General features: G+C 60.8%; 24 protein-coding genes and 1 pseudogene. 12 read left to right on the forward strand and 13 right to left on the reverse strand.

What is annotated here, in order from left to right; all coding sequences use genetic code 11:
- Nucleotides 1-189 precede the first annotated feature (189 nt).
- The gene (locus BHMPCIPO_RS28110) at nt 190-4,101 is read left to right on the forward strand and encodes a metallophosphoesterase (protein ID WP_173519989.1); all 3,912 of its coding nucleotides are present in this window, start codon (nt 190-192) and stop codon (nt 4,099-4,101) included.
- A 301-nt stretch (nt 4,102-4,402) separates the two neighbouring features.
- Here the strand turns inward: BHMPCIPO_RS28110 and BHMPCIPO_RS28115 are convergent, their stop codons facing one another.
- The 11 genes from BHMPCIPO_RS28115 to BHMPCIPO_RS28165 form a co-directional block, all read right to left on the reverse strand.
- The gene (locus tag BHMPCIPO_RS28115) at nt 4,403-4,705 is read right to left on the reverse strand and encodes a hypothetical protein (RefSeq protein ID WP_173519990.1); all 303 of its coding nucleotides are present in this window, start codon (nt 4,703-4,705) and stop codon (nt 4,403-4,405) included.
- Between the two features lie 92 nt (nt 4,706-4,797).
- A complete protein-coding gene (locus BHMPCIPO_RS28120; protein WP_246304588.1) occupies nt 4,798-5,799 on the reverse strand; it encodes a nucleotidyltransferase family protein in 1,002 nt (333 codons plus the stop codon).
- Nucleotides 5,790-6,917: a PqqD family protein gene (locus BHMPCIPO_RS28125; protein ID WP_173519992.1), complete on the reverse strand. Its 1,128-nt coding sequence runs from the start codon at nt 6,915-6,917 to the stop codon at nt 5,790-5,792. The genes BHMPCIPO_RS28120 and BHMPCIPO_RS28125 overlap by 10 nt, the downstream gene beginning before the upstream one ends.
- 47 nt (nt 6,918-6,964) lie before the next feature.
- On the reverse strand, nt 6,965-8,221 hold the full coding sequence (locus BHMPCIPO_RS28130; protein WP_173519993.1) for a cation:proton antiporter: 1,257 nt from the start codon (nt 8,219-8,221) through the stop codon (nt 6,965-6,967).
- Nucleotides 8,222-8,269: 48 nt separating this feature from the next.
- The gene (locus BHMPCIPO_RS28135) at nt 8,270-8,836 is read right to left on the reverse strand and encodes an adenylyl-sulfate kinase (RefSeq protein ID WP_173519994.1); all 567 of its coding nucleotides are present in this window, start codon (nt 8,834-8,836) and stop codon (nt 8,270-8,272) included.
- Between the two features lie 36 nt (nt 8,837-8,872).
- Nucleotides 8,873-11,053, reverse strand: coding sequence for a pyruvate kinase (locus BHMPCIPO_RS28140; protein ID WP_173519995.1), 2,181 nt, complete (start codon nt 11,051-11,053; stop codon nt 8,873-8,875).
- A gap of 98 nt (nt 11,054-11,151) precedes the next feature.
- Complete coding sequence (locus BHMPCIPO_RS28145) at nt 11,152-12,180, reverse strand: hypothetical protein (protein ID WP_173519996.1); 1,029 nt, start codon at nt 12,178-12,180, stop codon at nt 11,152-11,154.
- A 2-nt stretch (nt 12,181-12,182) separates the two neighbouring features.
- Complete coding sequence (locus tag BHMPCIPO_RS28150; protein WP_173519997.1) at nt 12,183-13,040, reverse strand: nucleoside/nucleotide kinase family protein; 858 nt, start codon at nt 13,038-13,040, stop codon at nt 12,183-12,185.
- Between the two features lie 2 nt (nt 13,041-13,042).
- Entirely contained in the window at nt 13,043-14,335 is a 1,293-nt protein-coding gene (locus BHMPCIPO_RS28155; RefSeq protein WP_173519998.1) for an O-antigen ligase family protein, read from the reverse strand.
- 408 nt (nt 14,336-14,743) lie between these two features.
- Nucleotides 14,744-15,535: a response regulator transcription factor gene (locus tag BHMPCIPO_RS28160; RefSeq protein ID WP_173519999.1), complete on the reverse strand. Its 792-nt coding sequence runs from the start codon at nt 15,533-15,535 to the stop codon at nt 14,744-14,746.
- A 406-nt stretch (nt 15,536-15,941) separates the two neighbouring features.
- Nucleotides 15,942-16,184, reverse strand: coding sequence for a hypothetical protein (locus tag BHMPCIPO_RS28165; RefSeq protein ID WP_246304589.1), 243 nt, complete (start codon nt 16,182-16,184; stop codon nt 15,942-15,944).
- Nucleotides 16,185-16,487: 303 nt separating this feature from the next.
- On the opposite strand from BHMPCIPO_RS28165, the gene BHMPCIPO_RS28170 reads away from it, so the two are divergent.
- From BHMPCIPO_RS28170 to BHMPCIPO_RS28210, 9 genes are all read left to right on the forward strand, one after another.
- Nucleotides 16,488-16,772, forward strand: a complete 285-nt coding sequence (locus BHMPCIPO_RS28170; protein ID WP_173520000.1) for a DUF1236 domain-containing protein — start codon at nt 16,488-16,490, stop codon at nt 16,770-16,772.
- A gap of 31 nt (nt 16,773-16,803) precedes the next feature.
- Nucleotides 16,804-16,959 carry a DUF3309 family protein gene (locus BHMPCIPO_RS28175; protein WP_173520001.1) on the forward strand — a complete coding sequence of 52 codons (156 nt, stop codon included), beginning with the start codon at nt 16,804-16,806 and terminating at the stop codon, nt 16,957-16,959.
- A gap of 18 nt (nt 16,960-16,977) precedes the next feature.
- On the forward strand, nt 16,978-17,991 hold the full coding sequence (locus tag BHMPCIPO_RS28180; RefSeq protein WP_376741726.1) for a DNA topoisomerase IB: 1,014 nt from the start codon (nt 16,978-16,980) through the stop codon (nt 17,989-17,991).
- Nucleotides 17,992-18,157: 166 nt separating this feature from the next.
- On the forward strand, nt 18,158-18,493 hold the full coding sequence (locus BHMPCIPO_RS28185; protein ID WP_173520003.1) for a four-helix bundle copper-binding protein: 336 nt from the start codon (nt 18,158-18,160) through the stop codon (nt 18,491-18,493).
- Between the two features lie 97 nt (nt 18,494-18,590).
- On the forward strand, nt 18,591-18,863 hold the full coding sequence (locus BHMPCIPO_RS28190) for a hypothetical protein (RefSeq protein ID WP_173520004.1): 273 nt from the start codon (nt 18,591-18,593) through the stop codon (nt 18,861-18,863).
- A 108-nt stretch (nt 18,864-18,971) separates the two neighbouring features.
- Nucleotides 18,972-19,277, forward strand: a complete 306-nt coding sequence (locus BHMPCIPO_RS28195; RefSeq protein WP_173520005.1) for a hypothetical protein — start codon at nt 18,972-18,974, stop codon at nt 19,275-19,277.
- A 3-nt stretch (nt 19,278-19,280) separates the two neighbouring features.
- The gene (locus BHMPCIPO_RS28200; protein WP_173520006.1) at nt 19,281-19,550 is read left to right on the forward strand and encodes a hypothetical protein; all 270 of its coding nucleotides are present in this window, start codon (nt 19,281-19,283) and stop codon (nt 19,548-19,550) included.
- Nucleotides 19,551-19,723: 173 nt separating this feature from the next.
- The gene (locus BHMPCIPO_RS28205; protein ID WP_173520007.1) at nt 19,724-20,323 is read left to right on the forward strand and encodes a general stress protein; all 600 of its coding nucleotides are present in this window, start codon (nt 19,724-19,726) and stop codon (nt 20,321-20,323) included.
- Entirely contained in the window at nt 20,323-20,838 is a 516-nt protein-coding gene (locus tag BHMPCIPO_RS28210; RefSeq protein WP_173520008.1) for a hypothetical protein, read from the forward strand. The genes BHMPCIPO_RS28205 and BHMPCIPO_RS28210 overlap by 1 nt, the downstream gene beginning before the upstream one ends.
- Nucleotides 20,839-20,858: 20 nt before the next feature.
- Here BHMPCIPO_RS28210 and BHMPCIPO_RS28215 read toward each other — a convergent pair whose 3' ends face one another.
- The gene (locus BHMPCIPO_RS28215) at nt 20,859-21,935 is read right to left on the reverse strand and encodes a PAS domain S-box protein (RefSeq protein WP_173520009.1); all 1,077 of its coding nucleotides are present in this window, start codon (nt 21,933-21,935) and stop codon (nt 20,859-20,861) included.
- 504 nt (nt 21,936-22,439) lie between these two features.
- Here BHMPCIPO_RS28215 and BHMPCIPO_RS28220 point away from each other — a divergent pair.
- On the forward strand, nt 22,440-22,727 hold the full coding sequence (locus BHMPCIPO_RS28220) for a hypothetical protein (protein WP_173520010.1): 288 nt from the start codon (nt 22,440-22,442) through the stop codon (nt 22,725-22,727).
- A 112-nt stretch (nt 22,728-22,839) separates the two neighbouring features.
- Here the strand turns inward: BHMPCIPO_RS28220 and BHMPCIPO_RS28225 are convergent, their stop codons facing one another.
- Nucleotides 22,840-23,598: a DUF1236 domain-containing protein gene (locus BHMPCIPO_RS28225; RefSeq protein WP_173520011.1), complete on the reverse strand. Its 759-nt coding sequence runs from the start codon at nt 23,596-23,598 to the stop codon at nt 22,840-22,842.
- 343 nt (nt 23,599-23,941) lie between these two features.
- On the opposite strand from BHMPCIPO_RS28225, the pseudogene BHMPCIPO_RS28230 reads away from it, so the two are divergent.
- A pseudogene (locus tag BHMPCIPO_RS28230) lies at nt 23,942-24,707 on the forward strand (alpha/beta hydrolase).
- Nucleotides 24,708-24,903 lie beyond the last annotated feature (196 nt).

Genomic DNA, 24,903 nt, shown 5'->3' on the forward strand with positions numbered 1-24,903 from the left:
TCTGAATGAACTGACTGGGTCTGCCGTCTTCGGCCGACGAAATAAGTCCTCGTCCAGCGGGGGGCATTTCGTCGCTTGTATCCCGTTACCGACCGGCTCCCGAAAATCCCCCTCCCCTGACGGACATGGAAGCGCCGGCGCGCACCGGTGGGCTCCGGCTGTCCGCAAGCCGTGCAAAGGAGATTGGACATGGCCAAGCTGTCCCGCATCCCGTCCGGCCTGGACGACCCAAAACTGCTCGCGATCGAGTTCGCACTTGGTTTTGACGTCGACGGCAATTACACCTTTGACGACCTCGCCGCTGTTCCAATCGGCTCCGTTCACCCGAAAGCAGCGCAACCGCGATCGGCAATTGACCTGGCTGGGAGCTGGGGGTCTTCTGCCTCGCTCGATCGCAGCGACCACTCGCTCGTCACTGTGACCAACGCGGAGGAAGAATCTGTCGCCGGCACGATCAGCACTGCGCCGACCTCTGGCACCCAGGGGCCCGACGACAATACGCTAGGAAGCGGGAGCCGACTGTCCGACGCGGCCACCCTGGAGGCGCCAGCCGAAACCGGCGCAACCGCGCCAAACAGCGCGACGATCGCCGCACTCGCAGTCGATCCAGTCTTCGAGACAAGGGTGGCCTCAAGCGCAGACGACGCAGAGGAACGGTCGAGCGGCTCGACGTCCTTGACCAGCAGCGATCTCGAGTTGGCCGTTGATGACGGCGTTGGCCAGACTGTTGGGATCCGCTTTACCGGCATCGACATTCCGAAGGGCGCCATCATTACCAATGCCTATATCCAGTTCACCGTTGATGAGGTGAGCACGGGGACGATTTCGCTCCTCATTCGCGGCCAGGATGTGGATGATGCCGCGGCTTTCGCCGCCACGACGTTCAACGTCACCTCGCGCCCGGCAACCGATGCATCCATCGCCTGGACGCCTGCAGACTGGGCGGTGCGCGGCGAGGCCGGCGCGGCGCAGCGCACGCCCGATCTCAGCGCAATCATCCAGGAGATCGTCAGCCGCGACGGTTGGGCGGCGCTCAACGACATGGTGTTCCTGATCACCGGCAGCGGCACGCGCACGGCCAGAGCCTATGATGGCAGCCCGACGGCCGCACCGCTCCTGCACGTTGAATATACCCTGCCGACATCCGGCGATCCGGTCGTCTTCAATACGCCCGCAGACGCCGATCCGGTCGCCAACGAGATCGCCGAGCTTGCGGCCGCCGGCACCGCCATCGGCATCACGGCTTCGGCGGCCGACCCCACCCCCGGCGACACCATTACCTACAGCGTCGACGACGCACGCTTTGCCATCGATGCAAACGGCGTCATCACCCGGTCGGACGTCGGCACACTGGACTTTGAGACCCAGACCTCGATTACGTTGACCGTGACGGCCACGTCCTCGGATTTCAGCAGGGCCTACCAAACCTTTACGGTCAGCGTTCTCAACACCCAGGAACCGGTCGCCTTCGGCAACCCGGCCGATAGCGACCCGACCGCCGACAGGATCGCCCAAAATGCTGCCGCCGGCACCAGGGTCGGGATCACCGCTTCGGCCCGCGATCCCGATGCGGGCTCGACCGTGACCTACGGTCTCAACGATCCGCGTTTCGCCATCGACGGCAATGGCGTCATCACGCGCTCCGCAATCGGAACCCTCGATGCTCAGGCCGAATCGGCGATTACGCTGCGTGTGACGGCGACTTCGTCCGATGGCAGTATCGCCACCCAGGATTACACCATCATCATCAGTCCGCCTGCCACTGACAGCGTGATCTTCGAAAGGAGAGTTGTCGCCAGCCTCGACGATGTTGAAGAAGCTCCTTCGGGCTCGGTCTCTGCCACCAGCGGCGACCTGGAACTGACCGTCGACGGCGCCAAGGTCCAGACCGTCGGTATGCGCTTCACCGGAATCGATATTCCCAAGGGCGCGATCATCACCAATGCCTATATCCAATTTACCGTCGACCAGGTGAGCACGGGGGCAGCATCGCTCATGATCCGCGGCCAGGATGTGGACGATGCCGCCGCCTTCACGACCGCTCAGTTCAATGTTTCTTCTCGCACGACAACCGACGCGTCGGTCGCCTGGACGCCTGCGGACTGGACAACACGCGGAGCGGCGGGCCTCGCACAGCGCACGCCGGACCTGAAGGCGATCGTGCAGGAGATCGTCGACCGCGACGGCTGGGCGGCACTCAATGACATGGTGCTCCTTGTCACCGGCACCGGCACGCGCACTGCAAGGGCCTTTGACGGCAACGTGGCTGCGGCTCCGTTGCTGCACGTCGAATATTATGTGCTGCCGACAAGCGCTCCGGTCGTCTTCAATACGCCTCCCGATGCCGATCCGGCTGACAGCCAGATCGCGGAGTTGGCTGCGGCCGGCACCGCCATAGGCATCACCGCTTCGGCCGGCGATCCGGACGCCGGTTCCACCGTTACCTACAGCATCGACGACGCGCGCTTCTCCATTGGTTCGAACGGCGTCATTACGCGCTCCGGTATCGGCACGCTGGACTTCGAGACCCAGAGCTCGATTACGCTGACGGTGACGGCAACCTCATCCGACCGAAGCACAGCCAGCCAGACCTTCACTCTCGGTATTCTCGACAGCCCCGAACCGATCGCCTTCAACGATCCGGCCGACGCCGACACAGCCAACAACCGCATCGTCCAGAGCGCGGCGGCAGGAACCCGGGTCGGCATCACCGCCTCGGCGAGAGACCCCGATGCCGGCTCGACGATCAGCTACAGCCTCACCGATAATCGCTTCGCGATCGATGCCAATGGGGTCATCACCCGTTCCGCCACGGGCACGCTCAATGCCCAGACCGAACCCTCAATCGCCCTTCGTGTGACGGCAACGTCGTCCGATGGAAGCACAGCCACGCACGATTACACCGTCAACGTTGCGGCCCAAGCCGGACCGCAGACCCTGTACCGCTTCGCGGTCTTCGGCGATTTCGGCGACACGAGCCTCAATGGAGAAAAGGCGGTCGCGGCGCTCGTCCACAACTGGAACGTCGATTTCATCCTCACTGTCGGCGACAACGTCTACGCGCCGCAGACATTGGACGCAGCCGTCGGCCAGCAGTACCACGACTATGTCGGCAACTACCAAGGCGCCTACGGCGCCGGCAGCGCCATCAATCGTTTCTTCCCCGTGCTCGGCAACCACGAGTACAACGAGAACAACGTCACCAATTATCTGAACTACTTCACGCTGCCCGACAACGAAAGATACTACGACTTCCAGATCGGGCCGGTGCATTTCTTTGCGCTGAACAGCAACAAGCAGGAAGCAGACGGCCGCAGCGCGACGTCAGTCCAGGGGCAATGGATGCACTCCACGCTCGATGCGTCGAACGCAAGCTTCAACGTCGCCTATTTCCATCACACGCCCTACAATCCAGGCGGCAGCACCAGCACCATGCGGTGGCCCTTCGAGCCGTGGGGTGTAAATGCGGTGTTTGCCGGCCACGAGCACAACTACTACCGTGAAAACCGCGATGACAACGGCGACGGTCTACAGCTTCCCTATACCACAACCGGCCTCGGCGGTGCGGGCCGCGACGTCCCGAATGTCGGCGCCAACCTTGTAACCATCACCGATCAGGGCATGTTGATTGAGTTCTACAACGTTACCAGCTTCAACGGGACCACCGCGACGAGTTCGCTCACCGACTCCTATTTCATCGCGACGCCGACCGGACGTGTCCCGACAATCGTCAACGGCGGCTATGTGCTGAACGGTACGACGGGTGCCGACTACCTCTGGGGGCTTGGAAGCAATGCGACGCTGACGGGCGGACGCGGCAACGATACGCTGGTCGGGGGCAAAGACAGCAATCGCTTCGTGTTCCAGACTGGTGATGGCAACGATGCAATCCTAAACTTCAGGGCCGGCGCTGCCACCGGCGACGTCCTCGACCTGCGTGCATTTGGCATCGACAGCGCCAGCGAATTCCGGCAGGTGGCATCGAACCAGGGCGCAAACGTGGTAGCCAATCTCAGCGGCACGGACCACCTGACCTTGCTCGGCGTGCATGCCGAGCAACTCCACGACGACAACTTCGTCCGGGCAGGACTGCTTGTCTAAATGATGTGATCTGATCTGCCGCTTTCGGCCCAGATAAGCCCAATTCGTACAACCGGCGAAACGACAAAGCCGGAGCCCTGATAACACGGGGCTCCGGCTTTGTCGTTCTACGGCACCGCTGTCTCTCAGAGGCGCAAGGTCACTGCAGCACTTTGAATTGCATCACGATCTGTCACCTCTATCCGGCTGCGATCAAAGCAAACCTGCAATCGTGCCCCGGAACGCAAGAAGCCGGCATTTCTGCCGGCTTGCTGAGACGAACGGCCTGTGTCTTAACACGGGCGCCTTCCCTCGTCGGGGATCATTTCTTGTGGTTCCAAAAATCGAGGTCCAGCTTGATAAGCTTTTTCAGTTGGCCGGGCGGCCCGTAGTGATGGTGGTTCTTGTCTCCCCATCCATATCCTGGCCGCGGGTATTTGGGGTGCGATCCGCTGGATTTGGCAATGGCGCGCGAACTCAGGCTGGTGCCAAGCAACAAGGTTATGGCGGGAGGAGTTACAGCAGCAAATTTTCCGGCCTTCATGAGAAAATTTCGGCGCGCTTCCGCTTCAGTATTAAGTCTTTCTGGCGAATTGTCTACGCCTTTTTGGGTATTTATCGACATGACACTTCCCTTTTTGCGCGGACTTAAATTATTCGGATACACTATCACTTTACACGCTAGGGTTCAATTGGCGATACGCATACATAAATACTTTAAATCTTTGAGCGAAGATCTTTATTCAAGAGGACGGCCGCGATCCGGCGGGCGAGATGGACCGGATTCCGTCGAGCGAGGTCGTGGACGCGTGAAAACCGCCTTGCACCCCAAAAAAGGTTGCCAGCCAGGCGCAAGGGTGCCCCCAGGATCGGATGACATGAGGCAAAGACGCGCCTCCAATGCTGGAATCGGATCGTCAACCGCTCCCCACACCCGGGCGGGATGCTCGTCCCGAAAAAGCGATGCAGGGTCAGCAACTGCATTTCGACAGCATTGCGCGCGCTTCTGCCCGCGAGCAATGCTCGAAGTGTGGCCCAGTCGATAGGTTCGCTTTCGGCCAGCTGTGCCAGGTCATACATGTGCCTGAGGTCGATCCTCCCTCGCCAGTAGTCTCCTTCCTTGAGAAGGTCATGCACGATCCAGTGCAGGGCACGCGACTGCGCAGGAGGGATTTTCACGGAGAGCTTCCCCTGCTGGACGAGCTTCGGGCGCCCAAGGCCATCCGCACGATAGGCCCGCAACTCCAGCACGCCCACGTCCCGGTCGCGCGCCATGCCACGACCATCGGGCACGCCAACATAGCCAAGCTGTTCCAGGCAGGCTTGCGCCAATGGTTCGTCGCGCGCCGCAACAGCCAGGTCGATGTCGCTGGTTATCCGATCCGGAACGGTTTGCGAGAGAAAGAGCGGAACCGCACCCTTCAACAGAACCGGAGCGACGCCAATAGCGTTCAGAGTGGCAACGGCTTCCTCCAACTGCAGCCGCAGTCGGACATTGCGCTCCCGATTGCAATCGCGAATGAACTGAAGATAGTCGCGCACGTCGCCGGGCACGTCCCCGATGCGGCCCGCCTGCTCGAGGGACGCGAACAGGGCCGGCGTCAGCAAGGTCTGGTTCGCCAGCGCAATTATCGCCGGCCAGTCCGGCTGGTCGACAACACGGCCGCAAAGGCCCGCAATCAACGCGTCGAGTGGGTTTGGTGCGGGCTTCATGAGCATGCCCGCCCAATCAGCCTGACCGCCTCATCGAGCCCGGAATAGGTCAGGCGATAGGCCTTCACGGATCCTATGACGCCAGCCAATACGTCAAAACCGGTATCGCCCAGCTCGCCGCCCGGCGCGAACGCACCACCAAGCAGGCCGCGCAGCACATCCACCGGGTCGACCTTGTCCAAACTCGGCCGCGCAGCGCGGTCACGATGGAGGAGGATGACGGCGCCGACCGGCCACGACTGCGCGGTCAGGGAGGCAGCGGCCTTCGGCACGACATAGCGCACGCGCCGGTTGTCCGGGCGTCGGAAGATCGGCGCTGCATCGAGGTCGGGAAAACGCTCCGCCAGCAAAGGCCATGCACCCGACTTGACGGCGGGTGCGAACGGCAGCCCGACACAGCGCCCGTCAGCATTCAGGAGGGTCACGTCGTCCGACGCGAAACCGAATCCGGCATGGGCCAACGCCATCGTCAGTGTCGTCTTGCCCGCCCCCGGCTCGCCGCAGAGCAGAACAAGCTGCTCATTCTTGAGGAGTGCTGCCGCGTGAAGGGCCAGTTCGTAGCTGCCGGCACCGAGGACATCGCTCAGCATTTCTCCCTTCAATATTGTCGCCATTTGGTCCGGAGCCGAAGCCAGGAGCCATTCGCCATCGCGAAACAAGTGGAGCCGGTCACCGTGCTCGGCCAACTGGAAGACGGTGTCGGGGGTGGCCTCCTCGACCTCGAGATGCCTGAATATGGCCATCGTCGGAAAGGCGTGGGCAATCGGATAGAGGATGCGCATACGGCGCCCGGCAACGCTCAGCATCTGGCTCACGTGCTCTTGCGCGGAAATATCGAGCGGCGAGATGCGGGGCCGGATCAAGCCCAGGCGCTGCCAATCCTCGATCGCCGCCTCGACCTGCCCATGCGCATCCCGGGCATCGACGCCGGCGCGCTCGACGGCCTCCGTCGGCTTTCCCTGCTCCAGCAGGCGCCAGATATAGGCGGCAGTGTCATTCAGGGTGAAGATCGCGTGTTGCGATGCACTGAACAGGACATTCTGCCCCCTGATCCGGACGAGCCGTGCCTGGGTGACGAAACGGGGCGCCACACCGTCGCCTCGCATTCCCAAATAAGCTCCCATAGCGGTTCATCCCTCCCCATCCCGCGGCGCAGGCGGCTTTCAAATTCTCACTCGGCCGGCGATCCGGCCAATCCGGCAAAGACTTTCGGATTGCGCACGAGCCGCCAACGCAACCACAGCCCGGTGGCAAACGAGGTCAGGATCGAGGCAAGCACCAGAGCCGTGAACATACGGCCGTCGATGATGCCCGCCGCATAGGCGACGCTGGCGAGCACGATGCCCGGCCCGCCACGCGTGTTCATGGAGACGCCGTAATCCAGCGCCCTCGCCCAGTCGCAGTCGGCGGCTCTTGCGGCAAGAGTGCAACTCACGAGCTTGATGGTCGTGCTCATGCCGATGAACAGAACGGTCAGCCCGGCATCGAACTCATGTGCGAGATTGAGCCGCTGTCCTACGAGCGCAAAGTAGATCGGAACAAAGAACCAGATCGCGATGTCGGCGATGTGCTGTTTGACGGGAGCGAGGTGCCGCGAGGGAAACCGCGCCATGACCAGGCCCGCAACGAGCGCTGCGAAAACGATGTTCACGTTCAAAAGGCTCGCACCGGCGACGAAGATCAGGCACAGCAGCATCGTGTAGCCGGTAAAAGGCGCTTCACTGAATTTGCCGATCATCCATCGGCGAAGCGCCCTTACGACTGCCGGTGCGAAAAACAGGGAGGCGAGCACGAAACCGAGCGTTATGGCGACCACGCGCCCGATGCCGGCCGCGCTCGCCGCCTCGCCATGCTGGACCGCCGTGGCGACGGCGAGGATCGTCCAGAGGATGAGATCCTGAATCGTGGCGGCCCCGATGACGTTGCGCGCGAAGGGCGTTCCCATCAGGCCCAGATCGAGAAATATCCGCGAGATGACCGGGATCGACGTAACCGCGGCAGCTATTCCCATAACGAGCTTGAAGGCGAAGGGATCACCACGCTGGGTGTCCGCGAATAGCGAGGCGCTCGCATAGCCGAGCACGAACGGGATCATCAGCGCGCCGACCACCAGGGCGATCACGATGCGGCCTGCGGCCCCACCGCCCTCTGCCTGAACCTTGAAGCCCGCCGTGAACATCAGGAGGACGAGGCCGAACCAGTAGAAGGCCGTCAGCAGAGCGGACTGCGCCGGAAAGGCCGCGAACAGCCATTCGTGCGCTTCGGGCGAAATCGTGCCAAGCACCGATGGACCAAGGACGATACCGCCGGCTATCTCGCCGATGACCCGGGGCATCTTCAGGCGCTCGAACAGGTGACCGCCGCCCAGCGCTCCGATAAGCAGCAGCACCAGCGACAGGAAAAAACGCGCGGTTTCGGAATCGCTCATGACGCAGCCTCAAAGGGCGGCGCCCGGTGAACCATGCGGCTGCCGATGTCACGCACGGCCGTCAATCCGGGTGTAGGTGGCAACGACGCGGGCTGCCAGCTCATCGAGCGAATAGAGTTCCGTGTCGAGGACGAAGTCGGGGTTTTCCGGTGGTCTGTAGGTGGTGTTATAGCCGATCAGCGTATCGATCTCGCCGCGCATGGCCTTGCCGTAAAGCCCCTTCGGATCCCGTTCGGCGCAGCCCTGGATCGAACAGGCGACGTAGCCGGTCGTCAGGTTTCTGACATTCTTGCGAACATATTCGCGCGCGTCTTCACCGGCCGTCAGGGCCGCCACGACCACATTGAGGCCGGCCTCTGCCGCCTTGTTCGCCAGGTGCGCGAGAATAGAAACGACGTGCAGCCGGCTTTCTGCGCCGAAGCCAAGCTTTGCGCCGAAGAAGTCGCGGACCTCATCACCATCGAAGAGAATGGCGGGAATCCCGGCCGCCCTCAGATCGGCGACGACACGTGTCGCGAGCGTCGTCTTGCCCGCCGACGTCGGTCCGAGCAGCCACAGTACCGTTCCAGCCTGTAGCGAAGCGCGCGGATGCCGCGTTTCGGGCTGTAGATGCATTCTTCCCTGCACGGTCTATACTCCCCTGTCCTGCTGCTATTCCTGGAACAGCGCTCGTTTCATCATCAACTCGGCCCGAACGACGTCCTGCACTTCGGAGCGCATCATCCAGTTCGGCAGCGCTTCGCCAGCCTTCAGGGCGCGCCGGATTTCCGTGCCGCTGATCGGTCTGGCTGTTCCGCAGGCGCTCAAGTCGACATAGCGCTCGGACTGGGTGTCGTAGCCGACGGCATCGAAGAAAATCGGTTCGATGCCGATATCTCCGAGCTCCTCGAAGAGTTCGCGACCGGCATTTACCCCGTAGAAGTCGCCGACGCCTGAGTGATCGCGCCCGACAATGATGTGACTGCAGCCCATGTTCTTGCGGCAAAGCGCGGTAAAGACTGCTTCGCGGGGACCGGCAAATCGCGGATAGGTGATGAAGCTTGCCAGCACCACCTTGCCCGGCGGGTAGATGCCGTAGTCCAGCATCGCCTGATAGCCATCGAGGATCACGTGCGGCAGAAAATCTCCGCGCTTGGTATGGCCAACGATCGGGTTGACCAACAGGCCATCGGCATAGGTCCGTTCCAGGGCCTCGAGCTGAATCATCTCGTGACCGCGATGGACGAGATTGCGGCTATGGAATGCAACCACCCGGGTCCAGCCCTTGTGAGCAAAAACCGTCCGCAATTGCGAAGGGGTCAGATCATAGCGTCGCCAGGGCAAGAGCAGCGGCTGCACGAGCGTGACCTGGCCAGCGAGGAAATGACCGCCGCGCGTCAGCACGCGCGCGACGCCGGGGTGTTCGCGTGACTCGGTGCCGAACCATTTGCGCGCCAGAAGCTCCGGCTGGAATTCGTAGGTTTCCGACACGTCGAGCACGGAATGCGGCGACCCGTCTTGCGTGGTCAGGAGGACCCGGTCGCCCTTGGCGTAGCGGATCGCCATTTCCTCCGGCACGGCGAGCAGAATCGGCATCGTCCAGATCGGCCCGCCGGGCAGACGCTTTTCCTCCAGCACGCTTTCCAGGCAGGCCCGGTCCATGAAACCGCGCAGCGGCGAGAAGGTGCCGCGGCAAATCTGCTCGACGTCGGTCAATTCCTCGTCAGCGACCCTGATCGTCGGCAAATGCTTGATGTCGGGGATTTCGACGGGACCCGGCGCCTGGCAGACCAGGCGCCCGCCATGCGGCTCGACACCCGGCATCAGTGCCGAAGGGCGAACACGGATGGGGCGCCCACCATTGTTCGTGTTCCGCAGGAATTGCTGGGCGACCTTTGTCACCATCCGCGCACAATTGACCGGATATTGACCGATCGCGGTTTCCGCCGCCAGAACGAGGCCATCGGCGCCATCCGCCAGGGTGTTGTAGATGTCGTTGACTTCGGCGCGAGTGGGCGTCGGTGCGCTGGTCATCGATTCAAGCAGGTTCGTCGCGACATAGGCCTTGGCGCCATGCGCCTTCGCCTGGCTGATGATCATCTTCTGTATTGCGGGGATTTGCTCGATCGGAACTTCGCGGGAGAGATCGCCGCGGTCGATGAGGATCGCCTCAGATTTTTCGGCAATCGCCGCCAGATGACGCAGCCCGCCGAGGCACTCTATCTTGGAAATGATGGTCGCGTCGCTGCCGGCATGCGAGCGGATCACGTCCACGTCTGAGGCGCGATGAGCGAAGGAAAGCGCGAAGTGGCGGATTCCCATCCGCCGGCCGATGGCGATCGCGGCGACATCCTTCGCTGTGAGCGGCGGCATTTCGATCGTTCGCTGAACCGTCACCGCCTTGTTCTGCCCGATCTCCCCACCGTTCAGAACCCTAAGCACGACCTCGTCGTCACGCTTCTCGACAACCTGGGACAGAACCGCGTTAAAGTCGATACTGACGAAATCGCCGACTTCGAGCTTGTTGACGATATAGGGCGGGTAGAGGCTGATGGCGGACTGGTTTCCCGTGACCGGTCTGGCATGCGCGGTCAGGAAACGATTTTCTCGTACCGTCACCTTGCCGTCGGCAAATGGCCCGGTACGAACCTGGGCTCCTTCCGTATCCAGGCAGAGTGGCACAGACGTGCGTTGCTTGACGTAGCCGATGATCCGCTCGATCTCCTCGACCTTCGTGTGGGAAAGATTGAGGCGCAGCAGCGACGTGCCTGTTCTTTCCAACCAATGGATCACCCTGTCATTGAGCGATGCGGGACCCAGGGTGCAAAGGAGCTCGACTTGTCTGGCTTTCATGGGGCTTTTACCTTCGGTCGGGTTCAAATGGGTGGAAGGTCATACGCGCTCGTCACGTGTCTGACCTGGTGCATCTCGAGCAGCCGGCTGCGATCTCGTCACAGTTCGTCATCGGAAAAGCGGGCAACGTCAGGGTGGGCACTGATCCACTGTCGGCGGGCATTGTTCCAATAGTCGCGGGCGTCGTTGCCGGTCAGCAGATCAAATCCGTCCGGCGGAAGCGGCAGTTCCGGCGGAATCGGATCGTCCGGGAGCCACAAGAGTGCGTTGCCGTGGTTTTCAAACGCTCTTTGCCAGGTTCGTTCCAATCGCCGAAATCCCCGCATCTTTGCGGAGGAAAAGGCAAAAACCGAATTGGTAATTTTCAGCTTCGGAGAGACTTCGGAGGCTTTGACCGGGGCTTGATGCGTTATGTCACCTTTGGCGAGGAAGGCCTGCATCCGGATCAGCGATCGATCGATCGTCACCACTTCTTCGTGCCCGTCGCGATCATTCGATGCCGGGTCGAGACTTACGCCTGAAAAACAACCGTCGAACAGGCAATCCTCGATGATGCCCCCGAGAAGGTAGTCATCTTCCACGGCGTCGTCCCGAATCTCGCTCAGCCAGCAGCCTTTGAGATAGAAGCCGCTCGCCTGGTCGGTGAAGCGGATGCCATCCCAGCAGCGGCGCGCGCGCACGCCTTCGATCGTCGGTCGTGTCGTTCCGTCTCTGATGAGCAAGCCGGCACTGTTGCAATAGGTGTGCGCCCAGTCCGACTGAAGCGGCACTTCGCCATTGATGCGGCCGCCGACGAAATGAACGCCGGGACAATTGCGAAGGACGATCGGATAGGGATTGACCGGCTGCATACCGATGTCGCAGCCGAGAATCGCATTCGGAGCCGCGTTCCGGCTGTTGGCGACAGTGAAGAGGGCCCGTCTGGCATCGATGGCGGTTTCGGGCGGAAGGTTGCGAATGGTCTTCTGCGCATAGCCGTATTCGCCACTCAGCACGATGCGTGTGCCGTCCCCGTCGTCTTCATCGACCGAAGTCGGTCGTTCACTCGTGACGCCCGAACCGGTTAACAACGCGAGGGCGGGACCGGCACCGGCGAGGCGCATGAATGACCGTCGATCGAGCTTCACGTTCAGTGGCTCCCCGACTCGATGGATCTTTGTCTGCGCTCATAGGCCAGAAGCACGGCCTGCAGCGTCTTGTCCGCTACCTCCTCGGGCGAGGCCGAGGCGCTCATGTCCACGACCGCAAGCATGGGCATGCTGTGTGCCGCGTTCTGTCGTCTCCAAAGATCGGCAGCGATCGTGCAATAGGCGCGTTCCGCCTTGGTCCAGAGCGCCCCCTCGCCCGTCGCGGTTTGGCGCTGAAGGCGAGAAGCGCGATCGTCCCTGCTTCGAATCCGATTTCGCGCAAGATCGATGCCGCCGCGCAATTCGACGAAGACGATGTCGTCGAGTCCGATCGCGGCGATGATATCCAGCCAGTGCTCGGAGGTACCTCGATGACGGCTCTTCAGCAGAACGGACCAGAATCCCTGCAGCAGCCCCTGATCCAAGACCGTGACCTTGTCGCCCTTTGATCGCTGGTCGGCCATATAGGCGGCGACCGACCAGAGAGACCAGGTCCAACGCAGGAGGTCGACCGGCGCCTCCTGTCCGTCCTCGGCAACGAACTTCGCAATGCGCGATGCTATCGAGCGAAAGTCGCCGTGGCGCAGTCTTGGCAGGACGAGGTTCAGGCGATTGAGTTGCCGCGCGACGAGCGCCTTGTCTTCCCATGTCGTCCTTTTTTCGTCGACGACGGAGCCGGCGCTTCGCAGCCGTTCGGCCAACAGGCGGGAAGCCGTGGTCTTGCCGATGCCCGGAAGACCGAAGAATTCGATGAAACGAATGCCTGCTGGCAGCGCGTAGCCGCCGACGCTTCGCGGTTCGCCCCCAGCCATCGCACCCGGCCCCTTCGCAGCCGCCGGCCCCAGATCCACGCCGGCCACCCTCATATCTCCAACGTCCGCGCAGCAGCCGGCATCGGCCGGCCGTAAGTCACCCGGCTCTGGTCTGCCTTTGCTGCCACCGGCGATCGCTGCATGCTGCGATAGGCGATCAGCAGCGCGAGCGGGATCCAGAAGAATGGCGCCGTCGACGGGCCGAAAGAATCGCTCATCTGGTTTGCTACCAGATAGTTCCAGACACAGACCGCCGATCCGAGCAGCATGACATTGGTGACGGTCGCATGCCTGCTCTCGCCGTGCCCCATCAGGGTGGGAACCACGGCACTGACGAGAAATATGACGATCAGCAGCACCATGATGGTGATCAGTCCGACGCCGGGCACGCCGAGGGTGCGAAAATATTCGATGAACAGGTTGTGGCTGTGGGGAGCGATGTCGCCGATCGGTTGGCCCGCACCTACGCCCGTGAACGGATGCGCGAGACCCAGGTCGATCGAGATGGTCCAAAGCCGTTCGCGCGACACCATGGAATGAGCCTCGCCGCCGGACACCTGGGTCATCAACAGCCGATATGCCCGCGGATTGAGGGATTGCAGGATGACCAGCGCCATCTGGAGCGCCACTGGTGCCGCAATCACGCCGGCGACGACCGACAGGGGGCGCTGCCTCCGTACCGCAAGATAGATTGCATACAAGGCGAAGAAGAGCCCGAGCCCGATGACACCGACGACGAAATTGGTTTTGGAGCCTGATTTGACCAGGCCAAGGAGTACGACGACCATACAACCGGCAAGCAGCAATCGGTGTTTGCGGGTCGTCACCATCCGGGCGGCGACAAGGGGCAAGCCGGCCGAAAGCGCGATGCCTAACTGGTTTGAATGTTTGAAGTAGCCTTCCGCCCTGTCGGCGAACCTGCCTCCACCGAGGCCGACGACGACGAGGCACGCCGTTGCAACACTCATGACGATCATCGCCGTCACCAGCCGGTCGATCAAAACCTGACCATTCGGCCTGGTGGACAGGGCGGCAACCGCCGGGATCGTGGCAAAACCGAAGATCTGCGCGAAGATCGCTCGCATGGCCCGCATCGGATTGTCGGCGTGGAGCATGGACAACAGGGATAGAGCGATGATCAGGGCGGCGGTGGTCAGCAATGCCGTCGCCAAGGTCGCCTCGGTGCGGTGAATGCGTTTTCCGAGCTCTCCGTATGATGCCACGCCGACGACGGCGCAAAACAGCGCCAGCAGGAAGGAAAGCGAACCATCCGTCCCTGCAATCCGTGTGGCGCCCGGGAACCAGATCGACGCAATCAGCAGGAGGAGAGAGATTTGAAGCAATGATCGCTCGGGCGACGAGGGCGCACGGCTCGATCAGGCAAGATGCTTGCGAGCTGGCATCGCGTTGAGGGAAAGGATCTTCAGGGTGCCGGACTTTCGCAGCGGCCGACGGCTCACGTAGAGATGTGAGCGAGAATATGTTGGGAAAGGTCGAAAGGAAATTTTAAGTACGCTGCCGCACTGCAGGTGAGTATTCCCTGCATTTCCAGTGCATTTCTTGTTTGCGGCGCCGATCGGATACCAACGTAACCTCACGCACACCCAGCTGAACTCGCTGAACCCTTACAATAAACGGAAGCCTTTACTTATGCAAGCGATGTGCTTCTCGGACCGGTCCGAGCGGGCCCAAGGCACTGAGGCCATGGGTCTTCGCTCTTGGTCAAGCGCGGCGTCCAGCGACACGTCCCGTCAGCGATACCGCTGGCCGATGCCGTCGACTGGCGGATCCGCGGGGAACAGATCGTTTATCTTGTAGGCGACCTCGGTCCTGTTCGTCGCCTTTATCTTCTTCATGATATTGCGGATATGAACCTTGACGGTGCTTTCGCGCAGATTGAGTTCATAGGCGATGATCTTGTTGGCCTTTCCACGTCGGAGGGCTTCGACCACTTCCGCCTGGCGCGCCGTGAACATGCCGGCGAGCGGACGTGCGGCCGTGCTGCCCGTTTCCAGCAACTGGCGCATGGCGAACACGCTGCTGGCAGGAACGAATGTGCCGCCGGCCAAAGCAAGGTAGACAGCCTCTATGCACACATCGATGCTGACGGAGGACGGAATGTAGCCCTTTGCTCCGCATTCAAGCGCCTTCATGATCTGGCTAAGTTCGTCTGTGTCTGCCAGGACGATAACGGGCGCCGGCTCAAAATCCGACGATATCTTGCGAATTTCTTCGGCGACGGCCGGCTCAGAAATTCTTCTCCCGCCGATGTTCAGCAGGATCGCGGACAGTTGAGGCCACTGGCTGTGTCGCTGTCTCCATTCCTCGATTGACCCAAAGGCCAGCACACGCAGCTCCGCCTTGTGGGCAACGATGCTCTGCGCCAGGCATTGTCGGTCCAGCGCGCGTCCGTCGATGATAACCAGCAGACGCTCCCGTTGCGGGGCTGCCTCCGGGCCCACTTCGACGGTTTCGAAGTGTTTACCGGACAAGTGGAAGGTATCGTGAGCTAATTGCTTTCCGTTCGATTTTTTTAAGATCATAATTACATTTCCCCCAGACCCGAAAATATTCAGACCATGAGCCGCAATGAAACCACCGGAGCTGGGCTACCAGGTCATATCAATACTTCGGTTTATACTTTGAGAGCATTCCGCCGCATTAACTTGACAGAGACTCTCCGCTAAAAATTTTTACGAACACGCTTACTCTACAACAACCAATATATTAGAGACTACTGCAAAAGGCGTCTTCAGAATACGATCAAATTGGGGTGCTGCGGATGAAAAAGGAAGTAGTTCATCCGTGCCTTCTACTTTGAAATGAGTATCGAACATCATGCCTAAGTATTATGCGGCCAAAGAAGTCGAGCTGCGTTCGTGACGCGCCGTTCACCAGGAACGCCTGATCTTTCGGAAAGATGCGCTGGTGATACCAGGCACATCGAACTCAGTGCCGCGTATTGCTTTTGGGAACGAACCTGGCGTGCGCCACGGGGGGTTCCAACGGCGTGCGCATGGCGGCGACATAGTCGTCGGTCAGCTCCAGCAAGGCCATGGCGATTTCGTCCCAGGACCACCCGGCATGTTCGGCGAATTCCGTCAGGAGCCGAAATTGATCGCTCATTGCCAACTGACATTCGAAGTCACGTCCGGCACCAGCGTCGACGTTGGTTTCGATCGTTTTCACCATTGGTTCCTCCTGTTCGATAAATAAACTCGGAGGACGACGACGGGTTCCGGGCGAAGTTGAAGGCGTCGGCCGCAACCCCGCGAACAGGACCCGTGGCCGAAGTTCGAAAAGCGAGATGTTTCCCGAGGATAGGCTGCGGATGCGCAGCCGCTGACGATCGTCATCTCGACACCCGTGCGGTGCGACGGGCGCACGGGCGAAAGCGGCCGCCACCCTATACCCGCTCGGCCTGCCGCCATCGGCTGCATTTCGGAACCATTCTCGCAATCGTCGGTTAGTCCACACCAGTTAGGAGGCTTGATCATGAAGAAAGTAATCCTGGCAAGTTTGTTCGCGGGCCTGTCCTTCGGTGGTGTCGCCGTCGCGCAGACCGCAACCGTCGTCGTGCCCGGCGAAGTCAAAAGCTATGTTCTTGAGCAGAGCGGCCCTTCGGTCGTCTATCAGGGCGATCTGGACGTCGGCACTCGCCTTCCCGATACCGTCGAGATCCATACGATCCCAAATCAGCCCGCCTACGGCTATGTCGTGCTCAACGACCGCAAAGTGCTGATCAACCCTCAGACCCGTGAAGTCATCGAAGTCTGGTGATTCAAGGAGCAAATAGCGGAAGGACTGAAAGATGCTTGGAACAATACTGCTGATCATCCTGATCCTGCTGCTGGTCGGCGCCTTTCCCGCGTGGCCCTATTCTGCGAATTGGGGCTACGGCCCGTCCGGCCTGCTGGGCGTTCTGGTCGTCGTACTGGTGGTACTGCTGTTGATGGGGCGGGTCTGATTGGCCACAGGCCAGAGCGTGTCACCGGCTGAGCACGACCTTGTCTACGTTTCCGACAAGGAACCGGGCTACAGTCGGTCACGTGTCGGAAAGGGCTTTTGTTATCGAGGCCCGAACGGCGAACCCTTGAAAGACCCCCGCATCATTGAACGCATCGAAGCGCTTGGGTTGCCGCCAGCCTACGAACATGTGTGGATTTGCGCAAACAGGAACGGCCACCTTCAGGCGACCGGTTACGATGCGCGCGGCCGGAAACAATATCGCTACCACGATGCCTGGCAGGAATTGCGAAGCCGCGCCAAATACGACCAACTTCCTGCCTTTGCCAATGCACTCCCGCGGATGCGCCGAACGATCCGCAAGCATATGAGCGGGCCGATCGACGATCCGACCACAATTTTCGCCGCGCTGGCTGCGCTGCTCGATCAGGCACCGCTTCGCATCGGGAGTGCCAACTATGTCGAGCAGAACGGCAGCTACGGCGCCGTCACGCTTCTCAAGCGGCATCTCAAGATCCGGGACGATTGCATCGAACTGAACTTCAGGGGCAAGGGCGGGCAGCGTATCCGCAGACGCCTGCGCAACCCCAGACTGCAACGAATTCTGGAGGAAATTGCTGAACTTCCGGGGCGACAACTCTTTGTTTACGTGGAGTCTAACGGCAAGGCACAGCCGATCGATTCCGGCCGTTTCAATCGCTATCTCGCCGAGATCGCCGGCACCCAGATCTCCGCCAAGACGTTCAGAACCTGGGCGGGAAGCGTTGCTGCTTTTGCCGTCGCGCGACAAGCCCTCAACGAAGGCGGGCGCCCGACAATCAAGCAAATGTGCGAAGCGGCAGCGAAGGTCCTCCACAACACAGCCGCCGTCTGCCGCAAGAGCTATGTCCATCCCGCCGTCCTCGCCCTTTCCGATCCTGGCGAAACAATCCCGAAAGGCAGCGCCAACCCAAAGCCTCTTGCGGGACTTCGGGCTGACGAAGCCCAGTTCGTCCGATTTCTAAGACGTCGCCGCTCGAAGAAGAGCAGGTAGGTCGATGAGCGGCTTCAAGACGCCACCTTAATTTGTCGCGTGCCCGGGCGACGCAAGGGCTGGCTTGCGCACACATCGGGAACCTTTCCTGTCGGCGCTTGGTTCAACAGGAGCACGCGAAACAGTTCCCGCATGATCGATGCCCAAACAGCAGGAGGACAGCACCATGTACGACAACCAGATGTCCGAGATGAGCGAATGCATCGACGATTGCCTCGTTTGCCATCGTGAATGCCTGGACACAGCCATGCAACGGTGCATTGAACTTGGGGGAAAACATGTGGAACCGCGGCATCTTCGGCTCATTCTCTCCTGTTCCGAGCTATGCCAGGCGTCCGCGCGCTTGATGATGATCGGCACCGAACACCACCGGCAAGTCTGCCGGATTTGCGCTGACCTCTGCCAAGAGTGTGCGGATGATTGCATGCATCTCGGCAACATGGAAAGTTGCGTCGAAGCGTGTCGCCGCTGCGCCGAAAGCTGCCGCAGAATGGCAGCATGAGGCCTGATACACCCGCTTCAGCGCGCCATTGGGCAGCAAAACCAACCGGCCCTAGAAAGGGCACCGAAGCGTAATCCGATTTTGGTGGTCCTTGCTCATGGCAAAGCCCTTTCGCAGGAACAAAATCGCGCAGCGCAAGTTGGATGGGGCTTCTCCAGGAGAAAACCCCATGCACACCAACAGGCAAGATCCAAGCAGAGTAATTCGCCCACACGAGATGGCGATGCTGCAAGACGTGCTCAATCAACTGTTGAGAGAGAAGACGATTTCGCCCGCGGACATCCGCGCGCAGACCCTTGCGGCGCGCGTCATCGAACTGTTTCGATCGGGCGTCCACGATCCGGAGGCTCTCAAGCTCATGGTCGGATAACAGCGAAGCTCGATCGCAGCACTCCGGCTGCACGCTATCCCCGGCGAAATTAATGGCCGGGAACCAATTGCGCGTAGGCCGGTTCGGCTGCCGGAGGAGTGCACGGTGATGCGCAAGGAAACGCCGACGCTCGATGCTGGACGGCATAACCAGTCATATTTCGATGCAGATGCGGATGCACATCCGCTCGAAGAACAATTGGCAATGTTGCGGCAAATGACGAAAGAGCTCGAACACGAGATCGACGACATCCTTGCGGAAGCGAGCGAAGTCGTTGGCGTGGCTCCCGACATGAACCGCTCCAAGGTGATCAAAGGGCTCGTTGCCGACAATCGGAAGAAGCTTCTCCGCCTGCAATCCTACCTGGCGAGGCTGGAGGAACGCGTGAGCCGCGAGGCGATCAATTCCGATTGATCGTTGCTCGCGGCAGCGCTTGTCGCCGAAGGCACCCGCCTCTCTTCCGCGGAGGTAGAAATGCCCATGTTGTTGCGTTTTCTCCTTTGGCATCTGTCGTCCGGCTTCCTGTTGGGCGCCATTACCGCTCTGGTGATCGTGGCCCAAAACCCGGAGGCGCTTGGCCACAGCGGCTCAATCGAACCCGTCGCCCTCTTCATGCAGATCTTCGCCTTCGGCGCCTCGTTCGCCATGGGCAGTCTCGGCACGGCTTTAATGGGAAAGATCGACTGACCGAAACAACGATCGTCTCTCGCTACGGCCAGTTTTTGGAATCCGTTCCGCCCCGCCACGCCTGGCCCGGCGCCAACCGACCGGAACCAAAGAAACGACAGCCGGTTGGGCCAAGACAACTTGCGGAGTTTCTGGGTGAGCCAGTGCCGCCGGCAGCGACAAGGAGGTTTCGCATGCAAACGGTGACAGGGTTGTTCGACGACTACGCCGACGCACGCGCAGCAGTCACTGAGATGGAGCAGGCGGGCGTTCCCTCCGAGAACATAAGCATCATCGCCAATAATGTGGGCGGCTGGCATGCGGGCGAAAGCCACGCCGTCGAGGGTGCCGGAACTGGGGCGGCCGTCGGCGCGGTGAGCGGAGGTACTCTCGGACTGTTGGCGGGTCTTGGCCTGATGGCCATCCCAGGGGTCGGTCCCGTCGTCGCCGCCGGTTGGCTGGTCGCAACACTTGCCGGGGCGGCCGCCGGGGCCGTTTCCATCGGCGCGGTGGGCGGTATCATCGGCGGGCTGATTGATGCCGGCGTTTATGAAGAGGACGCACATTTCTACGCGGAAGGGATACGCCGTGGCGGCACACTGGTCATTGCCCGTCTTCTCGACGAACCGATGGCCTACCGCGTTCAGGCTATCCTCGGCCGAGCGAGCGTGGACCCCGCAGAGCGCCGCGCCGACTACGAGCAGACGGGCTGGGAACGTTTCGATGAGACTGGCAGACCTTGGACGAACGGGGAGATAGATGCCGAACGGGATCGGCTGCGACCGGGATCCTGATGGCGCAATCCCGGCAAGCGCTGGCTGATTGCGACCCGGTAACCGCACCGACCTTCTTTACAACACGTCTCGCCCCCCGGGCGAGCGACAGCTCCCATGTCTCAATGGTGGATCGGGGCATTCTATTCGGCGTCGAAACCTCGGTATTGTCGCGCTCCAAGGCTTCCGGGCGGGAACAAAATGGACGTTGGAATACTTGGACGGTGACGCAGCCCACGGGTCGGCGTGGGTTGCAAACCGCCAATACCGACGTTGCTCGACACCAGGAGATCGAGATGGCACAGCACCAGCCCGCTTCCCATGGAAGCAAACCGTCTGCCTCTGTAAAACGAGGGCGCGCCAAGATCATCAATCCGTCGGAGGCCGTCTATTACGGGCATTACGACCTTACGGAATTCATTGCGAAATACGGATTGACGCCTCTGGTCGCACGCGAGATTTTCGGTCGCGTCGGACCGGCGCGCAGTGATCTCGACAAATTCATGAACGAACGCCGCCAGCACCTCGCAGAGTGACTGCGCGAGCCGCAGAGCCGCTATGCCCCATCGGTCGGGCGCGGCTCGATGGCGGTCGGCTCCAGGAATCGATCCGCCGGTCCCGCCAATCGCCACCGGAGCATTCCGTCGCCGCAGACAATGTCCACGGTCGCGCTCAGCGCTTGCGCAACGCTGCGCCTCAGCACAACTGCGCCGAAACCGGCTTGCGGAAAGCTCGGGCTTTTGCTTCCCGGTGCGAGCCGCTCTTCCCATGTGATCGAGAAGCCTCGGATCGGCCCCCGTTCGGCGAGCGTCCATTGCACGGAAATCGCTCCGGTTCGCTCTTTCAGGACTCCATTGTGCAGCGAATTCAGTGCCAACTCGTGGACCGCCATGCCGAGGTTCTCGATTGCGATTGGCGCCAATGCAAGGGAGGGCCCGGCGAGTTCACAGGTATCGCCCGGATGAAACGGCGCCATTTGCGTCTCGACGAGACCACCGAGATCGACCCCCTTCCAGTCGGCCGACGCAATCAGGTCGTGGGAGGCTGACAGTGCCCAGATACGCTCCTCGAGCCGTTTTTGGAACGTTGCTGCATTGGATGCCTCACTGCCGCTCTGCCTGATCATCGCAAGGATGATGGCGTACTGGTTGCGAACCCGGTGGTTCACCTCACGCAGGAGAAGGCGAATGCGCCGTTCCTTCTCTTTGTTCGATGTAATGTCGCGGGCAGCCACCGACGCACCCACGATCTTGCCCACGCCGTTTCGAATGGGCGAGACTGTCAGCGACACGGGAACATAGCTTCCGTCCTTTCGCTGCCGTACCGTCTCGAACGGTTCGATCCGCTCTCCTCGTCCCACGCGATCGAGCAGCCTCCACTCCTCGTCGTGCAGATGCGGCGGGATGATGGTGAGGATCGATTGCTCCATCATCTCTTCGGCCATGTACCCGAACAGCCGCTCCGCGGCACCGTTCCAGGTGCGCACAGTGCCGTCCAGATCTTTGCTGATGATCGCATCGAAAGACGATTCCACGATCGCAGCCAACCTGGCCCGAAGGACATCGTTGGCGACTGCGTCCTCATCGAACGGGTGTGACGGCATCGGATTGCTCGCTTCCGACCGGGCATTCATCTGCGGATTCGCATTGCCCGGCCCAGCTAGTACGTCCCAACTCTCAAAAATGTTCCGCGCAGCGGAAGCTCAATACCGCTTTCAGGAAGGACTTGAGCATCAGCGCGAGGTGCGATCTTCTATCGGTTTGCGCGTTTCGGCTGCCTTCTTCGGAGAGACCGAGCGATCCGCCTTGGAACGTCGGGCTGAGGCGTCCACGCCGATTTGTCCGCCCTTCTGCAATGACGCTTCGCGTTCCGGTTCATTACCATGGCCAGTCTTGCGTTGATTGTCCTGGCGGTTTGTCCGTTTGTCTCCGCGGGGCACGACCGTTCTCCTCTGGTTGAAGCCGTCAAACCGCCGTCGCGACCAAATGTTCCGCACGAACATTCGCGCCAACCGCGACCGAAAGATCACGGAACCTCTTCAGCCCGCAAAGGTTCAACTAGGGACACAAACCTGACGCGGAGAACACAGAGAGATCATCCTATGTCCCGAAAGATAAAGATCGAGAAAGCTCAAAAAATGAACCTGATGCTGAGCCAGGCCGTCACTGCGATGCGCGTGAATGAGAGGTTGACGTGCCGGCTGTTGCGATGGGCGGCCTCTCATAGCCAGGATCCACACCGCTTCATCGAGAAGACGGTGGAAGAGGCGAGAAACGACCTGCAGCAGGCCGTCGACGACGGCAGTACCACCTCCGCAATCGCTGCGGGTGAGGCGCTCGAATATCTCGACGACCTCGCAGTCGAGATCAAGACGAAAGGCCGCAGAAAGCGCCAGCGTCAGGTCGACCGACCGGCGGCGCGCTGAGCGTCCGATTTTGAGGTCTAACACCCGAAGTTTAGAAGTCCCCGACAATTCAGGCCGCAACGGCGGCCAAAGAAACGGGCCGACTGGCAACCCAGCCGGCCCGATCGATCTGTCAGGCAATGATCACGACAACCTGCAGCGAAGACGGGTCAACGATGACGATCCGACCATCGGCAAGGACGAAGTAGAGGTAGCCTTCATATGCGGGAACGATCTGAACTATGCGACGCGGAAGCGGTTGCAGCTTGGCCTTGACGGTCCGAGGCACAACGACGCCGACCGAAACGTCGAAATCAACGTCAATGGGGCTAACGTTTTCTTCCTTGATGACCTGTGTGATTTCGGTCTTCTGTTCGACGGTCACATTGGTCGTGGACGCGTTGGACTTGCCTTGCCCAGACTGATTGGCTTCACCCTGTTGTGAGGGCTGCTCGTCGCCGCCCTGTCCGCTTCCCGATTTCTGAGTTTGGCTCGTATCGTTCTGTTGCGTGGTGCCGCCTTCCTCCTGAGTTTGGCCCTCGGCTGCAGCATCGGTCTTCTTTCGGTCGGTCTTCTGTTGTTCGGTGCTTTGACCTTGCTTTGTCTGGCCTTGGGTGTCGGGCGCTTTCTGTCCCGTTCCCATCTGCCCGCCATCCGAATCCTGTTGATCAGGTGACTGCGCCTCAGGCTGTGTGGAACCCTGAGTGTCGGGCTGTTGGCTCTGTTCCGTACCACCCTTCGGGCATTCGGTGCCCACAGGACACTCGGTCGATTGGCCCTGGGCGGGTTGCTCGGCTTGCCCTTGAGCGGGCTGTTCTGTCTGGGCAAAGGCCGGAATGCCCACGGTACCAAGGCTCAAGGCCAAGGCACTTTTGATAAGGATATTGGTCATTAGAACTCTCCAACTTGTTTATCCGCACTGCGGCCCAAACCATCGTGCTTTTCTAATGTTCCGGAGACTTCAGGCACTTCGCCAGTTTGCCGAGAACCATTTCATCCTCCGCGAGCCGCAATAGCGCCTGTAGATCGATGAGGACCTTGAACGGTCAGCAACCGTATCGAAGGAAATTGGAAGCGCATCAGAGACAAGATCCGGAGCCGTTTTCGCAGGCCAATTGCCGCGATCTGAGCCCAGGGCGACGCAAGAAGGGATCGATCGCTTTTCCCCACATTGCGGTACATTTGCTGGCAGGGGCCGACATAGCCGGGATACCTCACGGGACCAGATTGCGATCATCGCCTCACGAACCGCAAAGGAACGATCGCATGCGCCACTCCCAACCATTGCTCTTGCATTTGCCACGAGCGTTGTCGCCTTCGCCGCCCAGGCTGCGGACATCAAGAACATCGTCATCGTGCACGGCGCCTTTGCCGACGGTTCGGGCTGGTGGCAGGCCGGCGATATCCCGGCGCGGCGCGGTTTCAACGTAACGGTGGTGCAGGAACCGCTGACCTCGCTTGCGGCCGACATCGAGGCTGCGAACCGTGTTCTGGACCTGCAGGACGGACCGACCTTGCTCGTCGGGCACAGCTAGGGCGGCATGGTGATCAGCGAAGCCGGCCATCACCGGAAGGTCGAAGGAATGGTCTACGTCGCCGCCTTCCAGCCTGACAAGGGCGAGGATTTGGCAACGCTTGCCGGTTCGAAGCCGCAGGCGGCAATGAGTATCAAGGAAACCGCCGACGGCAAATGCGTCTATCTCGACCCGGCGGCGTTTGCTGCTGATTTCGCCGCCGACCTCCTTAGCAGCGAAGTCGCAAGTCTTTGCCGCAAAGGAAGTTTTAACTGCCGGGGCGGGCGATCCCCCCTGGAGGACGAAAAAGGGCTGGGCGATCGTGGCAACCGAAGATCGCGCCATCAATCCGGACCTTGAGAGAAGCATGGCCAAGCGAGCCGGCAGCAAGGTAAGCGAAATCAAGGCGAGCCACGCCGTCTTTGCCTCGCAACCGGAAAAGGTTGCCGAGATTATCGAGACCGCAGCCAAGGATGCCGGCAAATAGCCCGAACACGGCGAGCATCCGCGTCCTGAGTGCGGCGCCCTTGCGCACTCAGGACGGTGGGCTGGCCTTCCATTCTCAACCGTCGGCTTGACAGTCGGCTCAAAGAGCGGAAAACTTGATACATGGGGGTGCGATCACCCCATGAGGCGCCAGCTGAAGAATCGCGTCCATTCAACCGCTCATCCGGAGGACGCGT

The sequence above is a fragment of the Ensifer sesbaniae genome (assembly GCF_013283665.1).
Lineage (GTDB): Bacteria > Pseudomonadota > Alphaproteobacteria > Rhizobiales > Rhizobiaceae > Ensifer > Ensifer sesbaniae.